Below are 17,578 nucleotides of genomic sequence, written 5' to 3'. Positions count from 1 at the left end.
TTATTTAATCTTTGCTATATCGTTTTTATAACTTGCAAAACTGATGTTTCCTTCTAAAACCAACTCGCAAAGAGCTGTTGGGTCATAACCTTTAAAGGAATGAAGGGTATAATAGCAATGCTTGTCCTCGCGCTCTAAATGAAGTACATAACCATCGGGTTCGTCTTGAAAAACAACGGTTGCTTCTTTGTACTTTTGTAAGGTTGCTACCGAGCGTATCAAATCTTGCCTACTATCGTGCAAGTGAGAGGCTACAAAGGCTATTTCGGCAGTGCCATTGCTAATAGTTACCGTTGCCCAGCCGTGTTCTTTTTGCGTATAACTAATCATTGTATTTTTTAAAGTAAGGGGGGGATATTTCAAAACATCGACAGTTTCATTAATATATCGGTTTGAGCATCAGAACCTAAGACGAAGGTGTGGGTATCAAAAGCTACAAATCCATTTTTTTGGTAAAAACGTAAGGCTCTTTTGTTCTTCTCCCATACCCCAGCCATACATAGGGTACTCTTCGCTCTTTAGCTACTTCAATAGCTTTTTGATAAAGCGCTTGACCTACCCCACTGCCGTGAAATTCCTTCAACACATAGATACGTTCTATTTCCATTGCATTAGGGTCTTGTGGTTCTGTTTGAGCAGAGGAAAAATTAAGCTTCAAATAGCCTATCACCTTGTTTTCTTCTTCAACAAAGAAGAAAAGAGAATCTGGATTCGATAGTTCTTGCTGTATTTTGGCTGTTCCAAAACTCGTAGTGAGATATTGCTCCATATCCTCTGGAGTATTAGTCTCAGCAAAGGTTTCGTAGAAAGTTTGCTTGCCAATAGCCTGTAATAAGGCTATATCAGTTGTGATGGCAGGACATATATTCATAATTGTTATATTACATTAAGTTACAATTCAGTATTATTATTATCCGCTAATAGTTTCTAAGCTAAGATGATAGCTATCATCAAGTTTTATATTCACCAAATGACCAAGAAAGTAGTCAGGGGCGGTATCTATATCAAAAGTGCAGGCTATTTCTTTGCCTACTTCACAATACAGATTGTGCAAATATACCGCCTCACAAAACTGCTCATCAGAAACTGCTTGCTCGCCTTCTTCTTCCCGTTCTTCTTGGGCTTCTTCAAAAAGTTCTCTTACCTCTTCATTTTTGAGGAGAAACTCTAAAACAGCTTCCTTGTGCTGTTCCAACCACTGTATTTTGGTTGCTACTTGCTGAAATACTTCTTGCTTTTCTCCTTCTGTAAAGTGGCGTTCAGCATCAAAACGGACTACAATTTCAGCTTCTTTTTTATGCCAAAAGGTAAAGAATGCTTGATACTCTATTTGGTTTTCAGTGATAAAATTCATATTCAATATAACAAATAATCATTGATAATGAGAGCAAAGATAAGATTTTTTTTTAATGATATAACAATAAAACGTATAAATATACTTTTATAAGATAAAAAGTAATTTTGATTCTTATTTAATTTCTTAATTTTGTAGCCCAAAAGAATAATAATGAAAGAACTAAAAAATCTATTACAGCAAGTCGCTACTATCACCCAAAAGAACAACGAACTTTTGGATGCTACGGGAGGGCGCTAAATTGTAAAGAGTGAAGCTTTCTTCGAGAGTTGCAAACAAAGAGTAGAAATACTATTAGACGCCTTAAAAGGATTAAAATTGTAGCTCTTATGTTAGAAAAAGTTATATTTATAGCAATACTTATCACTCGCGATAAAGTTCGAAAAATATTAGTGCTCACACCCTCATTGCTCTATCTTCTGCTATTTGATTTCTAATTTTTTACAACTCATCTGTAAAAAAATAAATGTTAAAAACTTGCATAGTACAAAAAATTGTCGTAACTATGCACCAAAATTAGACAACCGAGAACAATTTAAACACTATTTAACTGCGGTTAAATAGCCATTTAAAGACATAAACAATATTAGCGTTTCGCTTTACATTTTCCTTTACAGAAATACGACCAATTTTTCTTTACACTACAGGAAAGTGAAGTGGAAGTGCCTGCGGTTACGTGGGCATTCCTTTTTACTTTGTAGTGAGCCTTTGGTCGGGCTTCTGTAATGGGTAAACAAGGAATGCACCGCGTTTTTTTGTCCTTATATTGAAAAAAATATTAAATGGTCATATTTTGACCAATACTTACTGTAATTTTGCAACCGAAATAAAACAGCTATCCGAAGGACTGTATATAATAGAGGAGTAACCGAAAAGCCTATAAGTGAGTAGGACAAAAATTAATACCAACAAAATGGCAAAAGAAATTAATCTAGGGAACGAATTGCTACGAATTTGCCCTACAGACGACAACAAACTTGAATTTTCTACTAATAATGGTAGAACTTGGATTCAACGCTACAAAGGAACTAATTTTGGAGACTTCAATGATTTAGTTATTTTCGGTAAGGAAATTATTGTCGTTACATCTAAAGGAGTCTATGCTTCAACAAGTAAAGGAGTCAATTGGACATTACGTACTTCTAATGCCTCCTATGGAACATTTGAAACCATACAAGTAAATGGCACTGAGCTTGTAGCTACTACTTCAAAAGGTACTTATATCTCAAAAAACGAGGGGCGTACTTGGACAAAAAGAAATTAATCATTTAGAATGCCTATCGTATAGGTAGGCATTCTTTTAAAATCTAAATAAATGAAGCTATTCAAAAGCAAAATACTCATCGGATTAGTTACTTTGTTAGCTATTTCACTTAGCATTTTTATCTTTAATGCTATTTACCAAAACGAACTCCCTAAAATAGTAGAAGAAATCAACAACTCTGCCATAGGGGCTATATTTACCGCTATCGTTACTGTATTCCTCTTACAAGGACAAACTGCCAGCGAGGAAGACAAAGAACGCAATGTAAAGGTTTTCGAGAAGAAATCAGAGCTCTTTAATAACTTTATTGAAGAACTTTGGAAAGTGTGGGAAGATAGAAATATTTCATTAGAAGAACTTAATCATTTACTCAAATTAGTTGCTAAAGATATTATCCCTTATGCTAAACCACAAAGTGCTAAAAGCATCTTGCAATCGCTCAATGCGATAGCTGTAGACACACAAAATGTAAACCAAAATAAAACTGAAATACAAGCTCATCTATATGCTATCATCAACACTCTGTCTAAAGAAATAGGATTAGGCGGAGCTATTGAACACGAAGTTGCTACTGAACTTAACAAACTTGAAAATCACATTCTTCCTTATCTAAATAAAAAAGGCTATATACATAAAATCAACACTCTACTTCAAGGAAAGTTAGATAAAACCTTAACTGATTTCACTGTAGAAGATGATATACTATGGTGGCGAGTAGGGGGAAAGGATATAGGTATGTGGCTTAGAGTAGGTGATACCAATAACAGCGGACAAATATACCTCACTTTCTGGTCAGAGTTTTTTAGCAATCGTCAATATGCACCTTATCGCTACGCCCAAAAAGGAGAATCGAAAGACTGGATAAAAGGTTATAAGTTAAGCGAAACTTTTAATTATAACCTATTGCGCAAAGGCGAAGAACTTAGCTCTGAAAGTGTAGAAAAACTTATTAATGAAATTGTCGCATTCTACCAAGAACCTTTAAAAGGAATTGGTAAAAATATTGATGAACTCATTGAAGAGTGTAACCCACAAAAGGAAGTTTAATAAAGAATATTATGCAAACAAACCAATTTAAAAATGTTTTATTCACCCCTTACATTGGTGAAAAATACCAACAAGGATATCAAGGTAAAAAAGTATTAGTGTTAGGAGAAAGTCATTATAGTGCCGATGAAGATGGAAATGCTTCTCTTGATGATCCTACTTTCACTAACTACATAGTACAAGAGTTTATAAACTATCAGAAAGGTAAAAGAGGACACGGCAACTGGATGAAAACCTTTACTAGATTCGCAAAAGCTTTTCATAATGGCAACCTATCTACTAATGAAATAGTGGATTTTTGGGAGCGAGTAGCTTTCTATAACTATGTTCAGGAGCCAATGGCAGCTCCTTTTCAGTCTCCTACTACTGAACAATTTACTAAATCAGAAAAGGCTTTTTGGGAGGTGTTAGAAGTCTGCCAACCTGATATTATTGTAGTATGGAGTCATAGACTTTGGGTAAAAATGCCTTATACAGGAGAATACCAATCTAAAGAAAATACACTCATCAATAAAGGTAAAGGCTTCTATTATTACAAAGTAGGAAATAAAGAGATAGCAGCTATGTATATTCTACACCCTTCAATACAAAATTTTCAATACCAAACAGTCTACAATGAACTGAAAGAAGCTTTCAATTTGTAAAACTATTTATTATACTTCAGCAGAGCACTTTGTGTTATACTTAAGTTTTTATAACATTAGTTCAATATTATTTCTTGTGTTGAATTTACGTTATTATAAGAATATACAAATACGCCTTTCTAACCTCCTATATAAAAACAAAAATTCCAAACTACTGAATATTCAATAGTTTGGAATTTTATTATAATTTCAACAATTAATTATTAACCATTAACCATTAACCATTAATAATTAATCATTATTCTTCAAGTCTAATATCCAATCCAAGACCTTTAAGCTCGTGCATCAATACGTTGAAAGATTCTGGCAATCCTGGTTCTGGCATTGTCTCACCTTTTACAATCGCTTCGTAAGTTTTGGCACGACCTACTACGTCATCGGATTTTACAGTTAAGATTTCGCGTAAGGTACTAGATGCTCCATAAGCCTCCAATGCCCATACCTCCATCTCTCCAAAACGCTGTCCACCAAATTGGGCTTTACCTCCCAATGGCTGTTGGGTGATAAGTGAGTACGGACCGATAGAACGCGCGTGCATCTTATCGTCAATCATATGTCCGAGCTTAATCATATAAATTACCCCTACGGTTGCTTTTTGGTCGAAACGTTCACCAGTACCACCATCGTATAGGTAAGTATGACCGAAACGGGGTACGCCTGCTTCATCGGTAAGCTCATTAATTTGCTCAAGCGATGCTCCATCGAAGATAGGAGTTGCAAACTTCTTGCCGAGCTTTTGTCCTGCCCAGCCCAATACAGTTTCGTATATCTGACCGATGTTCATACGTGAAGGTACCCCAAGAGGGTTTAACACGATGTCTACCGGAGTTCCGTCTTCAAGGAAAGGCATATCCTCATCGCGAACGATACGTGCTACGATACCCTTGTTACCGTGGCGACCTGCCATCTTATCTCCTACTTTTAGCTTACGTTTCTTAGCCACGTAAATTTTAGCTAATTTTAGGATACCTGCAGGTAATTCGTCTCCCACAGCAATGGTGAATTTATCGCGACGTAATCCTCCTTGTAGGTCATTTTCACGAATGCGATAGTTGTGCAAAAGGTCGTCTATAAGACCGTTGATGTGCTTATCGTCAGTCCAACCTGCAGAAGTAAGGTGAGCATAATCCTCAATGCCTTCAAGCACTTTTTTAGTATATTTCTTACCTTTAGGCACAATTTCTTCGCCGAGGTCGTTCACTACTCCTTCCGAAGTCTTTTCAGCTACCAAACTGTATAGTTTTTCCAATAATTTAGAGCGAAGAGCTTCAAACTTAGCGTTGTAATCAGCTTCTAATTGTGCTACATCTTCTTTATCTTTACTGCGTTTGCGTTTGTCTTTTACCGCACGTGAGAACAATTTCTTGTCGATAACCACCCCGTAAAGTGAAGGTGAAGCTTTTAGAGAAGCATCTTTCACATCACCCGCTTTATCACCAAAGATAGCACGGAGGAGTTTCTCTTCAGGGGTAGGGTCTGATTCTCCTTTAGGAGTAATCTTACCGATAAGAATATCCCCTGGGCGTACTTCTGCTCCAATGCGAATCATACCGTATTCGTCCAAATCTTTGGTTGCATCTTCCGATACGTTAGGGATATCATTGGTAAGCTCTTCGGCTCCCAATTTAGTATCACGCACTTCCAAAGCGTATTCATCAATGTGGATAGAAGTGAATAAATCCTCACGTACAGCGCGTTCCGAAATCACAATTGCGTCCTCAAAGTTATAACCTTTCCAAGGCATAAACGCTACCTTCATATTACGACCGAGTGCTAACTCTCCGTTTTCAGTAGCATAACCTTCACACAACACCTGACCTTTTTTCACTCTCTCACCTTTTTCAACTATCGGTTTTAGGTTGATACAAGTGCCTTGGTTTGTTTTTTGGAATTTGATAAGGTTATATACTGTTTCATCAGCATCAAAGCTTACCAATTTTTGTTCATCAGTACGGTCATAAGTGATAATGATTTTATCAGCATCTACATAATCAACTGTACCATCACCCTCTGCGTTCATAAGCACACGGGCATCTGAAGCTACACGGCGTTCCAAACCTGTTCCTACGATAGGTGCTTCAGGTCTTAACAAAGGTACTGCCTGACGCATCATATTCGAGCCCATCAATGCACGGTTCGCGTCGTCGTGTTCCAAGAACGGAATAAGGGAAGCCGAAATAGAAGCGATTTGGTTAGGCGCCACGTCTATATATTGTACTTCGTTAGGTTCAATTACAGGGAAGTCACCATCTTCTTTTACAACCACTTTTTCCTCAATGATATTAGCTTTATCGTCTAAAGCGATATTAGCCATACCAATTTTGAGTCCTTCTTCGTCTTCGGCAGTGAGGTAGGTCATATCTTTAAGATCTACCTTCCCATTAGTAACTTTGTGGTAAGGGGTTTCTATAAAGCCCATACCGTTTACCTTCGAGAATACCGCCAATGAAGATATCAAACCGATATTTGGTCCTTCTGGGGTTTCAATAGGGCACAAACGTCCGTAGTGAGTATAGTGTACGTCTCGCACCTCGAAGCCCGCACGCTCACGTGACAAACCTCCAGGTCCTAAGGCGGACAAACGGCGTTTGTGGGTAATCTCAGCCAATGGATTCGTTTGATCCATAAACTGAGATAATTGATTTGTACCAAAGAACGAGTTAATCACAGACGAAAGGGTCTTCGCATTGATTAAATCGATAGGAGTAAATACCTCGTTGTCACGTACGTTCATACGTTCGCGAATAGTGCGCGACATACGAGAAAGACCTACGCCAAACTGAGCTGCCAATTGCTCTCCTACCGTACGCACACGGCGGTTAGACAAGTGGTCGATATCATCTACCTCTGCTTTAGAGTTGATGAGCTCAATCAAATATTTCACGATGGTGATGATATCCTCTTTGGTAAGCACTTGCTTTTCCATAGGGGTATCCAATCCCAATTTTTTGTTGATACGGTAACGCCCTACGTCTCCCAAGTTGTAGCGTTGGTCTGAGAAGAATAGCTTGTCGATAATACCGCGAGCAGTTTCCTCATCGGGTGGTTCAGCATTACGCAACTGTCGGTAAATGTGTTCCACTGCTTCTTTCTCAGAGTTGGTAGGGTCTTTTTGTAAAGTATTGTGGATAATGGTATAATCAGTAGCCTGACTATCTTCTTTGTGAAGAAGAATGGTCTTTACATCAGCTTCTAAGATTTCTTGAATGTTATCTTCATCGAGTACAGTATCGCGGTCGAGGATAATCTCATTACGCTCGATAGACACTACCTCTCCGGTATCTTCGTCTACGAAGTCTTCGTGCCAAGTGTTGAGCACACGGGCAGCTAAACGACGACCGATGTATTTTTTAAGCCCTGTTTTAGAAACCTTTATTTCTTCTGCAAGGTCGAATATTTCCAATATATCTTTATCGCGTTCAAAACCAATTGCACGGAAGAGAGTTGTTACAGGAAGTTTTTTCTTACGGTCGATATAGGCATACATCACGTTGTTGATATCGGTAGCAAACTCAATCCACGAACCTTTGAAAGGAATAATACGTGCGGAGTAGAGTTTAGTACCATTAGCGTGAAACGACTGACCGAAGAATACCCCTGGTGAACGGTGTAACTGCGATACTACTACACGCTCAGCTCCGTTGATAACGAATGTTCCGCTTGCCGTCATATAAGGGATTGTGCCCAAATAAACGTCTTGTACGATAGTTTCAAAATCTTCGTGCTCGGGGTCAGTACAATAAAGCTTTAATCGGGCTTTCAGAGGCACACTATAGGTAAGACCGCGTTCTATACATTCTTGGATAGTGTAGCGAGGAGGGTCTACGAAATAGTCGAGAAACTCCAATACGAATTGGTTGCGAGTGTCCGATATAGGAAAGTTCTCTTTAAAGGTATGATACAATCCCTCGTGCACTCGGTCTTCCGATTTGGTCTCCATCTGAAAGAACTCTTGAAACGATTTGATTTGAATATCCAAGAAGTCAGGGTATTCAGGAACGTGTTTCACGGAAGCAAAATTCACTCTTGCGGTTTGATTCGTAAGCATTTTCTTTACTTTAATATTATTGTTTAATCGTTAGTAGTAAGTCGTTAGTCGTGAGTTTGTCATAGTTAAGACTTTGTCAAAGTCCTAAACTTTTTTAAAGTTCATATGGCACAAATCTCTTGCCATAATATCGTTGTTGTATTGTTGCCTTAAATTACAAAATGGTTTAGGTCTAATTCCTACTGAAAAAGACCTAAACCTTATAGGGTTTATAAGTAAAATTATTTCAATTCTACTTCTGCACCAGCTTCTTCTAAAGATTTTTTAAGCCCTTCAGCTTCTTCTTTAGAAACACCTTCTTTTACTTTTGAAGGAGCGCTGTCTACTACTTCTTTAGCTTCTTTTAGTCCAAGACCAGTTAAGTCTTTTACTAATTTAACAACCGCTAATTTGTTAGCACCTGCTGATTTCAAGAATACATCAAATTCTGTTTTTTCAGCACCAGCTTCTGCTGCACCTCCGGCTACTGCACCTCCGGCTGCTACTGCTACTGCTGCAGCTGCTGGCTCAATGCCGTACTCATCTTTCAAGATTTGTGCAAGCTCGTTTACTTCTTTAACGGTTAAGTTTACTAATTGTTCTGCGAATTTTTTTAAATCTGCCATTTTTCTATCGTTTTTGTTTAATTGTTTAAAAATAATTTTGTGCGTTTAGTTTTATTTTTCAGATAAGGTCTTGATGATACCAGCCAATTTACCCCCTCCTGATTTAAGAGCTGAAACAACGTTCTTGGCAGGTGATTGGAGCAAGCCAATGATTTCACCAATAACTTCGTTCTTAGATTTGAGAGCTGATAAGGCGTCTAATTGATTGTCGCCGATAAATACAGCTGCATCTACATATGCCCCTTTCAAGATAGGTTTCTCTGATTTCTTGCGGAACTCTTTAATGAGCTTAGCAGGAGCGTTCCCTACTTCAGCATACATCAATGAGGTATTTCCTTTAAGAATAGTTGGCAATTCACCAAACTCTTTTTCTGAAACTTCCATTGCTTTGGCAAGCAAAGTGTTCTTTACAACTGCCAATTTGATATTTGCTTTGAAACAAGCACGACGCAATGCGCTTGTGTCTTGAGCATTCAAACCAGTTAAATCTGTTACATAAATAACATTACTCTCAGCTAACTGTGCAGTTAAATTATCTATTACTAATGATTTTTCTTCTCTTGTCATAATTTCGGTTTTTAACTACAAATTAAACTGTTTTAGTATCTACTGCAATACTTGGGCTCATAGTAGATGAAAGATAAATCGATTTCATATACGCACCTTTAGCGGCAGTAGGTTTCATCTTTATTAATGTTTGAATTAACTCATTGGCGTTGTCTACAATCTTATCGGCGGTGAAGGATATTTTACCGATAGAGGCGTGAACGATACCTGTTTTGTCTACGCGGAAGTCGATTTTACCAGACTTTACTTCTTGTACAGCTTTCCCGATTTCCATAGTAACGGTACCAGTTTTAGGGTTTGGCATTAAGCCTCGAGGACCCAATACTCGTCCTAAAGGACCTAACTTACCCATTACTGCTGGCATAGTAACGATTACGTCTACATCTGTCCAGCCATCTTTTATCTTTTGTAGATATTCATCAAGCCCTACATAATCAGCTCCAGCAGCTTTAGCTTCTGCTTCTTTCTCTGGAGTTACTAAGGCAAGCACTCGCACGTCTTTACCTGTTCCGTGAGGAAGCGTAACTACGCCTCGCACCATTTGGTTTGCTTTACGTGGGTCTACCCCTAAACGCACTGCAATGTCCACAGAAGCATCAAATTTAGTGTAAGTGATTTCTTTGAGTAATGCTGAAGCCTCTTTTAATGAATAGAGTTTGTTTCTATCAACTTTTGCAAGAGCTTCTTTGTGTTTCTTTGTTAATTTTGCCATATTGCTTTGCGATTAAAAAGGTTTTTCTCCAGTTACTGTAATACCCATTGAACGTGCCGTACCAGCAACCATACTCATTGCAGATTCAATTGTAAATGCACTCAAATCCGGCATTTTGTCTTCTGCAATTGCTCTCACTTGTTCCCAAGTGATACTTGCTACTTTCTTACGGTTTGGCTCTCCGGAACCTCCTTTAACCTTAGCGGCTTCCAATAGCTGAACAGCAGCAGGCGCAGTCTTGATAACAAAGTCGAATGACTTGTCTTTGTAAACGGTGATAACCACAGGAAGTACTTTCCCTTGTTTGTCCTGCGTACGTGCGTTGAACTGCTTGCAGAACTCCATAATATTAACACCGGCAGCACCTAATGCGGGTCCAATTGGTGGCGAAGGATTCGCTTGACCTCCCCGAGCTTGTAGTTTAACTACTTTACTAACTTCTTTTGCCATTGTTTATAATTAATAATTTATTTAAATGCCTCTTTTACGAGGGCTTTGTTACAATTTCTCTACTTGAGTGTAGCTTAGCTCTAATGGCGTTTTGCGTCCAAAGATTTTTACCATCACCTCAAGTTTGCGCTTCTCTTCATTCACGCGCTCTATGGTAGCATTAAAGCCATTGAAAGGCCCATCTATAAGTTTCACCATTTCACCTACTTCAAACGGAATCGCTACCGTCTCTACCGTCTCAGCCAATTCATCTACCTGACCGAGCATACGGCTTACATCAGCTTTGCGCAAGGGTAGCGGGTCGCCTCCTTTGGTTTCACTCAAAAAACCTACTACTCCTGGGATAGACTTAATGATATGCACTACCTCACCTGCTAAGTGAACTTTTACCATTACATAACCGGGCATATGAACCCTATCCTTAGTGGTCTTCTTGCCATTGCGCACCTGAACCACCTTTTCAGTAGGCACTAATACTTCTTCCACATAGTCCGCATACCCCAATCGTGAGGTCTCGTTCTCTATGTAGTTCTTTATTTTGTTCTCCTGACCGGTAACGGTTTTAATTACATACCATTTTTTTTCTATTAATCCAGACATCCTCGCTGTTTTTATTTCATAAATTCAAAATACTTACCTATAAGGTATTCAAAAGAAGAATCCATTCCCCAAATTACTAATGAAAATAAGATGGAAAACACCACTACTACCACCATTTCTCTCTGTGCGTCCGAAATAGTAGGCCACGTAACGTGGTTCGTTAGCTCTTCATAAGACTCTTTAATGTATTGAATCATAACTTATTAGTGTTATAAGTGAGTAATATTACGCCTATTTATGTGCGCTTTTGGGTGGCAAAAGTACGGCGAATTTTTCAATCCGCCAAACTTTTCACATTATTTTTTTAATATTTATTCTTCTCCACCTCATTCTTTAACCTTTTACCTTTTATCTTTTACCTCTTTTACCATTCCCGTCCACCTCATTATCTTTTACTCACATACCCAGCTGTGAGCCCTCGCTGCCTTTACCTTTCCCTTCCACGTCATTATCTTTTATCTTTTATCTTTTACCTTTTATCTTTTACCTCTTTTACCATTCCCGTCCACCTCATTATCTTTTACTCACATACCCAGCTGTGAGCCCTCGCTGCCTTTACCTTTCCCTTCCACGTCATTATCTTTTATCTTTTATCTTTTACCTTTTATCTTTTACCTCTTTTACCATTCCCGTCCACCTCATTATCTTTTACTCACATACCCAGCTGTGAGCCCTCGCTGCCTTTACCTTTCCCTTCCACGTCATTATCTTTTATCTTTTATCTTTTACCTTTTATCTTTTACCTCCACTTCCCACTATTCCAAAGCACAATCTTTCCACCCTACCGCTTCTCTGTATAAACTTAATGACCTATGTGGCACTACCACTTTACCGCGGTAGCCTATTTTATTTATAATAGGAGGTGTTGTAGCTTTACTGTGTAATTCCATAAGTCCACTATTCTCAAAGGCTCCTAAATCTATTTTTTCTATGGTGTTTGGCAAATTCAGCTCTTTTAAATTCGCGCAACCGTAAAACGCCTGCACCCCTATTGAAGTCGTAAACTTTGATAGTTTTACCTCTGTGAGGTTTGTGCAGTTGTAAAATACCTTCGAAGCAATTACGGTTACCGCTTTCGGTAGTTCTACCGTTTGTATATTCTGGCATTCACCAAAAGCAAGACCTCCTATATATTTTACCTCATCAGGTAAATCAATGTATTGCAAACTCTTACAGCCGTAGAAAGCCGTGTAATAAATATTGGTAAGTGCCAAAGGCATCTGCACCCGCACTAGCGAACTACAATTTTTAAAAGCCTGTATATTGATTTTCTCTACCGTATCCGGAATCACAACAGCAGTAAGACTCGTACAGTCCAAAAAAGTATCGTTTAGGATATGGCGCAACCCGTAAGGCAGTTTCACCTTCATCAAACTGCTACAACTGTTGAAAGCACTTGCCCCTAAAAACACTACGCTATCAGGGATATCAATGCTTATCAATCGTCTGCAATACTCAAAAGCATCGTCACCTATACTCTCCAATTGCTTAGGAAATGTTACCGAAGAGAGGTTCTCGCAGTACGCAAAAGCACTACTTCTTATATTTTTCACGCTTTCAGGGAGCACCGCCTTCTGTAACTGCTTGCATTGGTAGAAGAGTTGTGAAGAAATCACCGATAGTTTTTCGCCGAGAAAATTCACCTGTTGCAAGCCCGAACAATCCATAAAAGCCCGATTGCCCAACACACTCACATTTTCCGGAATCTCTATCTTTTTCAGTGAAGAACATCCTCTAAACGCTTCTTCCCCTATATTAGTAACCGAATTAGGCAGATATATCATCAACAGTTTAGTACAATTCGCAAAAGCACGAGCTCCTATGTAGGTTACCGAATTAGGCAATATTTCCACTTTCGTAAGGTTAGTACAGCCCGAAAAAGCCCCCTCTTCAATAGTAGTTACCGTTCCCGCAATGCTGATAGATTTCAGTGGAAGACAATCTTTAAAGGCTTCTTTGGCAATTCTGTTTACAGTGCGAGGCAGTTCGATGCTTCCATCGCGGGGCAACTTACTGTTGTCGCATTTCAGCAGTACCCCATCACTGATGATAAGCGCCTCCAATCCCTTTTGTGCAAAGACAAACTGACTTAAAAAGAGAAAACCCAAAAAGAAGTATTTGTAGATAGCGGTAGTCATTATTCTGATGTTTTTAGGGGGCAAAAGTACATATTTTTAGCAGAACTCACAAACACATCTCCTAATTCTTTAATTATCAAATAGGCTAATTAAATTACCAGTCACGCTATGCTCTCACATAACCTTCGTCAATCGTCCCTCGTCATTTCTTCCCTTTTCCGTCACTACCTTTTCCCTCTCTGAGGTAGCCATCAATAGCTGGATATGTGTACCGCGAGAGCGGAGTATGTGATAGGAGGAAGGTTTGTCACCTTTTCCAGCTTGTCCCCCCTTCGGAGGTTCGGGGGCTTACCGAATAAATGACTCGCCACATTCCCCCTCTCCGAGGTAGCCAGCAATAGTTGCGTATGTGCCCCGCGAGAGCGGAGTATGTGATAGGAGGAAGGTTTCTTTCGCTTCTTCGTCACACTCCCCCTAGTGCCTATGGCCTAAGGCCTAGCACCTCTTCCTCTTTCTTTCGCCTCGAAACCCTCTTTTTGCCATTTTTTGCATCACTGTATTATATTATAAGTCAATTACTTATATACCCTTCCTATACCAATCGTCCAAGATTCGTATAAGCTTCCTATAAGCTCTCTATAAGCTAACCCCACCCATCTTACACCCTTTTTTCACCAAAGCCCCTCCCGACCTACTTCCGAACTTTTTCGTTCCCTTCCGAATCCTACTAATAACCCCAACCTATCGTTTTTGAGGTGCACACTTTGCCAAAGTTAATTGCCCGTCGTGCTACGACTGCCTGTGCGGCTCGCACCTTTGGCAAAGTTGAATAAACTAAGAATATCTCCGCTGGTTTACAAGGCGTAGCCTTGATTTTGTTTAAATTTTGTTTAATTTCTGAGGCACAGCCTCATTCCTCTAACTCAAACTCGCACCTCATTTTCTAATTCCCAAATTTTCTAATTTATCAATTAACCACTAACCACTAACCATTAATCATTAACCACTAACCATTAACCACTAACCATTTAATCAACAGCCTTTTACCTTTTACCTTTTACCTTTTACTTAAATAATTTTCAGAATTATTTTTGCATTTCCACAAAAAGCATTACTTTTGCCGTTTGATTAATAACACCAATACAAATTTATACTTTTATAAACGATTTATAAACAATGGCAGTACTCGAAAAGATTAGAAGTAAAACCGTATTCCTTATCGCGATTATTGGGCTCGCCCTCTTCGCTTTCATCATCTCCGACTTCATAGGTAAAGGGCGCTTTAGCAACCATACGCCCAACGAAATAGGTAGCGTAAATGGCGAAGAGGTACCTATCGATGCATTCCGTCAGCAAGTCGAAAATGCTACTCGTCAAGCTAACGGACAAGTATCTAGCATCGAAGCCGCTAAATACGTCTGGGAACAAAACGTCCAACAAATCCTACTCAACCAACAAATCGAAAAATTAGGTCTCAGTGTAGAAAAAGACCAGATTTTAGCAATTCTTGCTAAAACACCGCTCGCTCAAAACCCTCAGTTTGTGAATGAGTACGGAGTGTTCGACGCAAATAAATTCACCAACTATTTGGCTACCCTCAAAAACACCAATCCACAAGCCTATGCTCAGTGGAAAATGCAAGAAGATGCTATTATCGAAGATGCTAAACAGCGAATGTATTTCAGCCTTATCCGCGCAGGTCTCGGCGTTACCAATACCGAAGCCGAAATGGAATACCATCAGGAAAAAGACCTCGCCGATATCAGCTATGTAGCGTTGCAATACAGCTCTATCGATGATAAAAGCGTAAAGGTAACCGATAGCGAGATACAAGATTATATCAAGAAACACGAAAAACAATTTAAGCAAGAGGCTTATCGCAATATCCAATATATAGTAGTGAGCGAAAAACCATCGCAAACCGATATTGAAACCGAAAAAGAAAGCCTACTCAAGCTCTTGCAACCCGAAGTAGTGTTTAACAGCAAAACCAATAAAAACGATACTATTGCAGGCTTTGCTAAAACAAAAAACATCAAAGATTTCGTAGACCGTCATTCCGATGTGCCTTACGATAGCACTTTTGTAAATAAAGATAATCTTCGTTCTTCTTACGCCGATACTCTTTTCAACCTTCCGGTAGGCAAAGTGTTCGGTCCTTATGAAGAAGATGGAAGTCTCAAACTCAGCCGTATGATTGCCAAACAACCAGGCGGTGCTGTGAAAGCAAGCCATATTCTTATAGCCTACGCCGGCAGTCAGGCAGCTACGCCTAATACTACCCGTACTAAGGAAGAAGCTAAGGCAAAAGCCGAAGAGCTTTTAGCTCAAGCCAAAGCAGCAGGTGCTGATTTTGCGCAACTCGCTCGTGAAAATTCCGAAGAACCAGGAGCTGTTTACAGTGCAGGCGACCTCGGGTTCTTCTCCAAAGGTGCTATGGTAAAACCTTTTGAAGAATTTGCTTTCAACAATGCTGTAGGTACTATTGGGTTAGTAGAAACCGATTTTGGCTTCCACGTAGTAAAAGTAACTGATAAAGCCGAAGCAGTGAACATCGCTACTATCAGCCGTAAAGTAGACCCTTCCGAAGCGACTATCAACTCTCTTTTCTCTAAGGTAACTAACTTCGAAATGAAGGCAGCTCAAAATCCCAAAGAGTTTGCTAATGTTGCTAAAAAAAGTGAACTTTCAGTGCTCCGTGCCGATAACCTACATAAGAACGACGACCAAATTATAGGATTGGGCTCTAACCGTTCTATCGTGCAATGGTTGTTCCAAAAGGACACTAAAATAGGTGATATCAAGAAATTCACCAGTGGTGGTAACTATATTGTAGCCCAATTGGTAAAACAAGGTGAAGAAGGTATTAGCTCAGTACAAGAGGCTACTCCTATGGTAAAACCAATTCTCATTCGCGAGAAAAAAGCTGCTATCTTAAAAGAGAAAGCCAAAGGTAATAGCCTCGAAGCTATCGCTTCAGCTAACAAAACCGAAGTGAAAAGTGCTGCGAACCTCATAATGAAAAACCCAACTATCATAGGCGAAGGACGTGAACCTAAAGTAGTAGGTGCAGCCTTCGGACTCAAACAAGGTCAGCTTTCTAAACCTATCGACGGCGAAAATGCGGTATACGTAATCCAACTTACCTCAGCTACTGTAGCTCCTGCATTGGACAACTATAAAACCTATGCTGAAACTGTTGAGAAACTCCGCACCGACCGTGCTGCTCAAGGTATTCTCAAATCATTGGAAAGCACTGCCACTATTAAAGAAAACCTAAGTGCTTTCTATTAATAAATAGAAATTAGGAAAATAGGAAACAGGAGTTAAAGATGTATGTCTTTAACTCCTGTTTTCTTACATTTAGTAATTTTTCAAATTTGCTAATTTGTTAATTATTTTTTACTTTTGCCAAAAAAAGAAGATTATGCCCTACATAATTACCATTACGGACAACAATCCTCAAGCTTTAGCTTTTGTAGAATATGCCAAGAAACTTGACTTTACAAAAGTTTCTATGAGCAAAGAGGTTGACGAAATTATCTCTTACAACGATGATTTAGAAGAAGATGAATACGGTATACCTATCAAATACCGCGAAGAAATAATGGCTATGAGTAAAGAATCTAATAGAAATATAGCCAGACGTTGGAGAGAAGATCTCGCTAAAAAGAAAGAGAAACAAGCAATATGATAGTTATTTCAGATACTAATATTATCTATAGTTGTTTTTATAAACCCAATGGAGTAATTGCTAATATTTTAAAGGATAAAAAGAAAAACATTCAGTTTATAGCTCCTGATTACCTTTTAGAAGAAATAGAAGAACACTTGCCTAAAATTATGAAGAATAATAATCTTTCTAAAAAGCAAGCGAATATTCTTTTGGAAGAATTTATTCAGAACATTACTTTTTTTAAAGTAGATGATATTCCTCAACAATATTTAGATAAAGCAGAAGAAATAGCTAAATTTGTCGATCTTGATGACTACCCTTTTATAGCTCTTCATTTTGAAAAAGGACACAAGATATGGACTTGTGACTTTGAACTAATTAAAGGACTAAAAGAAATGGGCTATGATATATGTGTGACGACCAAAGACCTTAAAGCCAAACGTTATAAAAAAAACAACTGACTAACTATCCTCATTTCCTATTTTCCTCAGCTGGCGTGGGCTTGTAGTTCAGCTGGCGCGAGCTTGTAGCTC

General features: G+C 38.8%; 16 protein-coding genes and 2 pseudogenes. 6 read left to right on the top strand and 12 right to left on the bottom strand.

Annotation, left to right across the window (positions count from 1 at the left end; genetic code table 11):
- The 3 genes and pseudogenes from HMPREF1528_RS11100 to HMPREF1528_RS11090 form a co-directional block, all read right to left on the bottom strand.
- Positions 1–330: a hypothetical protein gene (locus tag HMPREF1528_RS11100; RefSeq protein ID WP_016479824.1), complete on the bottom strand. Its 330-nt coding sequence runs from the start codon at positions 328–330 to the stop codon at positions 1–3.
- Between the two features lie 29 nt (positions 331–359).
- Positions 360–871: pseudogene (locus HMPREF1528_RS11095) on the bottom strand (GNAT family N-acetyltransferase).
- 39 nt (positions 872–910) lie between these two features.
- Positions 911–1,354 (bottom strand): DUF2262 domain-containing protein, encoded by a 444-nt coding sequence (locus HMPREF1528_RS11090; protein WP_016479822.1) that lies wholly within the window; start codon positions 1,352–1,354, stop codon positions 911–913.
- A 913-nt stretch (positions 1,355–2,267) separates the two neighbouring features.
- On the opposite strand from HMPREF1528_RS11090, the gene HMPREF1528_RS11085 reads away from it, so the two are divergent.
- From HMPREF1528_RS11085 to HMPREF1528_RS11075, 3 genes are read left to right on the top strand one after another with little or no spacing between them, the layout of a single operon-like run.
- Positions 2,268–2,618, top strand: a complete 351-nt coding sequence (locus HMPREF1528_RS11085; protein ID WP_016479821.1) for a WD40/YVTN/BNR-like repeat-containing protein — start codon at positions 2,268–2,270, stop codon at positions 2,616–2,618.
- A gap of 51 nt (positions 2,619–2,669) precedes the next feature.
- Positions 2,670–3,665 (top strand): hypothetical protein, encoded by a 996-nt coding sequence (locus tag HMPREF1528_RS11080; RefSeq protein ID WP_016479820.1) that lies wholly within the window; start codon positions 2,670–2,672, stop codon positions 3,663–3,665.
- A gap of 11 nt (positions 3,666–3,676) precedes the next feature.
- Complete coding sequence (locus HMPREF1528_RS11075; protein WP_016479819.1) at positions 3,677–4,309, top strand: hypothetical protein; 633 nt, start codon at positions 3,677–3,679, stop codon at positions 4,307–4,309.
- Positions 4,310–4,547: 238 nt separating this feature from the next.
- Here the strand turns inward: HMPREF1528_RS11075 and rpoB are convergent, their stop codons facing one another.
- The 9 genes and pseudogenes from rpoB to HMPREF1528_RS13215 all read right to left on the bottom strand — a co-directional run bounded on the left by rpoB (position 4,548) and on the right by HMPREF1528_RS13215 (position 13,742).
- On the bottom strand, positions 4,548–8,357 hold the full coding sequence (gene rpoB / locus HMPREF1528_RS11070; RefSeq protein WP_009411590.1) for a DNA-directed RNA polymerase subunit beta: 3,810 nt from the start codon (positions 8,355–8,357) through the stop codon (positions 4,548–4,550).
- A 221-nt stretch (positions 8,358–8,578) separates the two neighbouring features.
- Positions 8,579–8,962: a 50S ribosomal protein L7/L12 gene (gene rplL / locus HMPREF1528_RS11065; protein WP_016479818.1), complete on the bottom strand. Its 384-nt coding sequence runs from the start codon at positions 8,960–8,962 to the stop codon at positions 8,579–8,581.
- A gap of 51 nt (positions 8,963–9,013) precedes the next feature.
- Positions 9,014–9,529: a 50S ribosomal protein L10 gene (gene rplJ / locus HMPREF1528_RS11060; protein ID WP_002673671.1), complete on the bottom strand. Its 516-nt coding sequence runs from the start codon at positions 9,527–9,529 to the stop codon at positions 9,014–9,016.
- 22 nt (positions 9,530–9,551) lie between these two features.
- Entirely contained in the window at positions 9,552–10,241 is a 690-nt protein-coding gene (gene rplA, locus HMPREF1528_RS11055) for a 50S ribosomal protein L1 (protein WP_002673670.1), read from the bottom strand.
- Between the two features lie 12 nt (positions 10,242–10,253).
- Positions 10,254–10,691, bottom strand: a complete 438-nt coding sequence (rplK, locus tag HMPREF1528_RS11050; protein ID WP_002673669.1) for a 50S ribosomal protein L11 — start codon at positions 10,689–10,691, stop codon at positions 10,254–10,256.
- Positions 10,692–10,739: 48 nt separating this feature from the next.
- Positions 10,740–11,291 (bottom strand): transcription termination/antitermination protein NusG, encoded by a 552-nt coding sequence (gene nusG, locus HMPREF1528_RS11045; RefSeq protein WP_002673668.1) that lies wholly within the window; start codon positions 11,289–11,291, stop codon positions 10,740–10,742.
- Between the two features lie 11 nt (positions 11,292–11,302).
- On the bottom strand, positions 11,303–11,488 hold the full coding sequence (gene secE, locus HMPREF1528_RS11040) for a preprotein translocase subunit SecE (protein WP_002673667.1): 186 nt from the start codon (positions 11,486–11,488) through the stop codon (positions 11,303–11,305).
- A gap of 558 nt (positions 11,489–12,046) precedes the next feature.
- Positions 12,047–13,429, bottom strand: a complete 1,383-nt coding sequence (locus tag HMPREF1528_RS11035; RefSeq protein WP_016479817.1) for a leucine-rich repeat domain-containing protein — start codon at positions 13,427–13,429, stop codon at positions 12,047–12,049.
- Between the two features lie 114 nt (positions 13,430–13,543).
- Positions 13,544–13,742, bottom strand: a pseudogene (locus tag HMPREF1528_RS13215) (phosphinothricin acetyltransferase).
- Positions 13,743–14,545: 803 nt separating this feature from the next.
- On the opposite strand from HMPREF1528_RS13215, the gene HMPREF1528_RS11030 reads away from it, so the two are divergent.
- The 3 genes from HMPREF1528_RS11030 (at position 14,546) to HMPREF1528_RS11020 (ending at position 17,506) form a co-directional block, all read left to right on the top strand.
- A complete protein-coding gene (locus HMPREF1528_RS11030; protein WP_016479816.1) occupies positions 14,546–16,663 on the top strand; it encodes a peptidylprolyl isomerase in 2,118 nt (705 codons plus the stop codon).
- A gap of 133 nt (positions 16,664–16,796) precedes the next feature.
- Positions 16,797–17,063 carry a hypothetical protein gene (locus HMPREF1528_RS11025; protein WP_009417540.1) on the top strand — a complete coding sequence of 89 codons (267 nt, stop codon included), beginning with the start codon at positions 16,797–16,799 and terminating at the stop codon, positions 17,061–17,063.
- Complete coding sequence (locus HMPREF1528_RS11020) at positions 17,060–17,506, top strand: PIN domain-containing protein (RefSeq protein WP_016479815.1); 447 nt, start codon at positions 17,060–17,062, stop codon at positions 17,504–17,506. The genes HMPREF1528_RS11025 and HMPREF1528_RS11020 overlap by 4 nt, the downstream gene beginning before the upstream one ends.
- Positions 17,507–17,578 lie beyond the last annotated feature (72 nt).

The sequence above is a fragment of the Capnocytophaga sp. oral taxon 336 str. F0502 genome, assembly GCF_000411575.1.
GTDB lineage: Bacteria > Bacteroidota > Bacteroidia > Flavobacteriales > Flavobacteriaceae > Capnocytophaga > Capnocytophaga ochracea.
This window is presented reverse-complemented; position numbering and strand designations above follow the sequence as displayed.

Bases quoted from the DNA above. Each gene is read 5' to 3' on its own strand.
- rplA (WP_002673670.1), bottom strand. From the start codon at position 10,241: ATGGCAAAATTAACAAAGAAACACAAAGAAGCTCTTGCAAAAGTTGAT.
- secE (WP_002673667.1), bottom strand. From the start codon at position 11,488: ATGATTCAATACATTAAAGAGTCTTATGAAGAGCTAACGAACCACGTT.
- HMPREF1528_RS11100 (WP_016479824.1), bottom strand. From the start codon at position 330: ATGATTAGTTATACGCAAAAAGAACACGGCTGGGCAACGGTAACTATT.
- HMPREF1528_RS11025 (WP_009417540.1), top strand. From the start codon at position 16,797: ATGCCCTACATAATTACCATTACGGACAACAATCCTCAAGCTTTAGCT.
- HMPREF1528_RS11020 (WP_016479815.1), top strand. From the start codon at position 17,060: ATGATAGTTATTTCAGATACTAATATTATCTATAGTTGTTTTTATAAA.
- HMPREF1528_RS11075 (WP_016479819.1), top strand. From the start codon at position 3,677: ATGCAAACAAACCAATTTAAAAATGTTTTATTCACCCCTTACATTGGT.
- rplJ (WP_002673671.1), bottom strand. From the start codon at position 9,529: ATGACAAGAGAAGAAAAATCATTAGTAATAGATAATTTAACTGCACAG.
- HMPREF1528_RS11090 (WP_016479822.1), bottom strand. From the start codon at position 1,354: ATGAATTTTATCACTGAAAACCAAATAGAGTATCAAGCATTCTTTACC.
- nusG (WP_002673668.1), bottom strand. From the start codon at position 11,291: ATGTCTGGATTAATAGAAAAAAAATGGTATGTAATTAAAACCGTTACC.
- rpoB (WP_009411590.1), bottom strand. From the start codon at position 8,357: ATGCTTACGAATCAAACCGCAAGAGTGAATTTTGCTTCCGTGAAACAC.
- rplL (WP_016479818.1), bottom strand. From the start codon at position 8,962: ATGGCAGATTTAAAAAAATTCGCAGAACAATTAGTAAACTTAACCGTT.
- HMPREF1528_RS11080 (WP_016479820.1), top strand. From the start codon at position 2,670: ATGAAGCTATTCAAAAGCAAAATACTCATCGGATTAGTTACTTTGTTA.
- HMPREF1528_RS11030 (WP_016479816.1), top strand. From the start codon at position 14,546: ATGGCAGTACTCGAAAAGATTAGAAGTAAAACCGTATTCCTTATCGCG.
- rplK (WP_002673669.1), bottom strand. From the start codon at position 10,691: ATGGCAAAAGAAGTTAGTAAAGTAGTTAAACTACAAGCTCGGGGAGGT.
- HMPREF1528_RS11035 (WP_016479817.1), bottom strand. From the start codon at position 13,429: ATGACTACCGCTATCTACAAATACTTCTTTTTGGGTTTTCTCTTTTTA.
- HMPREF1528_RS11085 (WP_016479821.1), top strand. From the start codon at position 2,268: ATGGCAAAAGAAATTAATCTAGGGAACGAATTGCTACGAATTTGCCCT.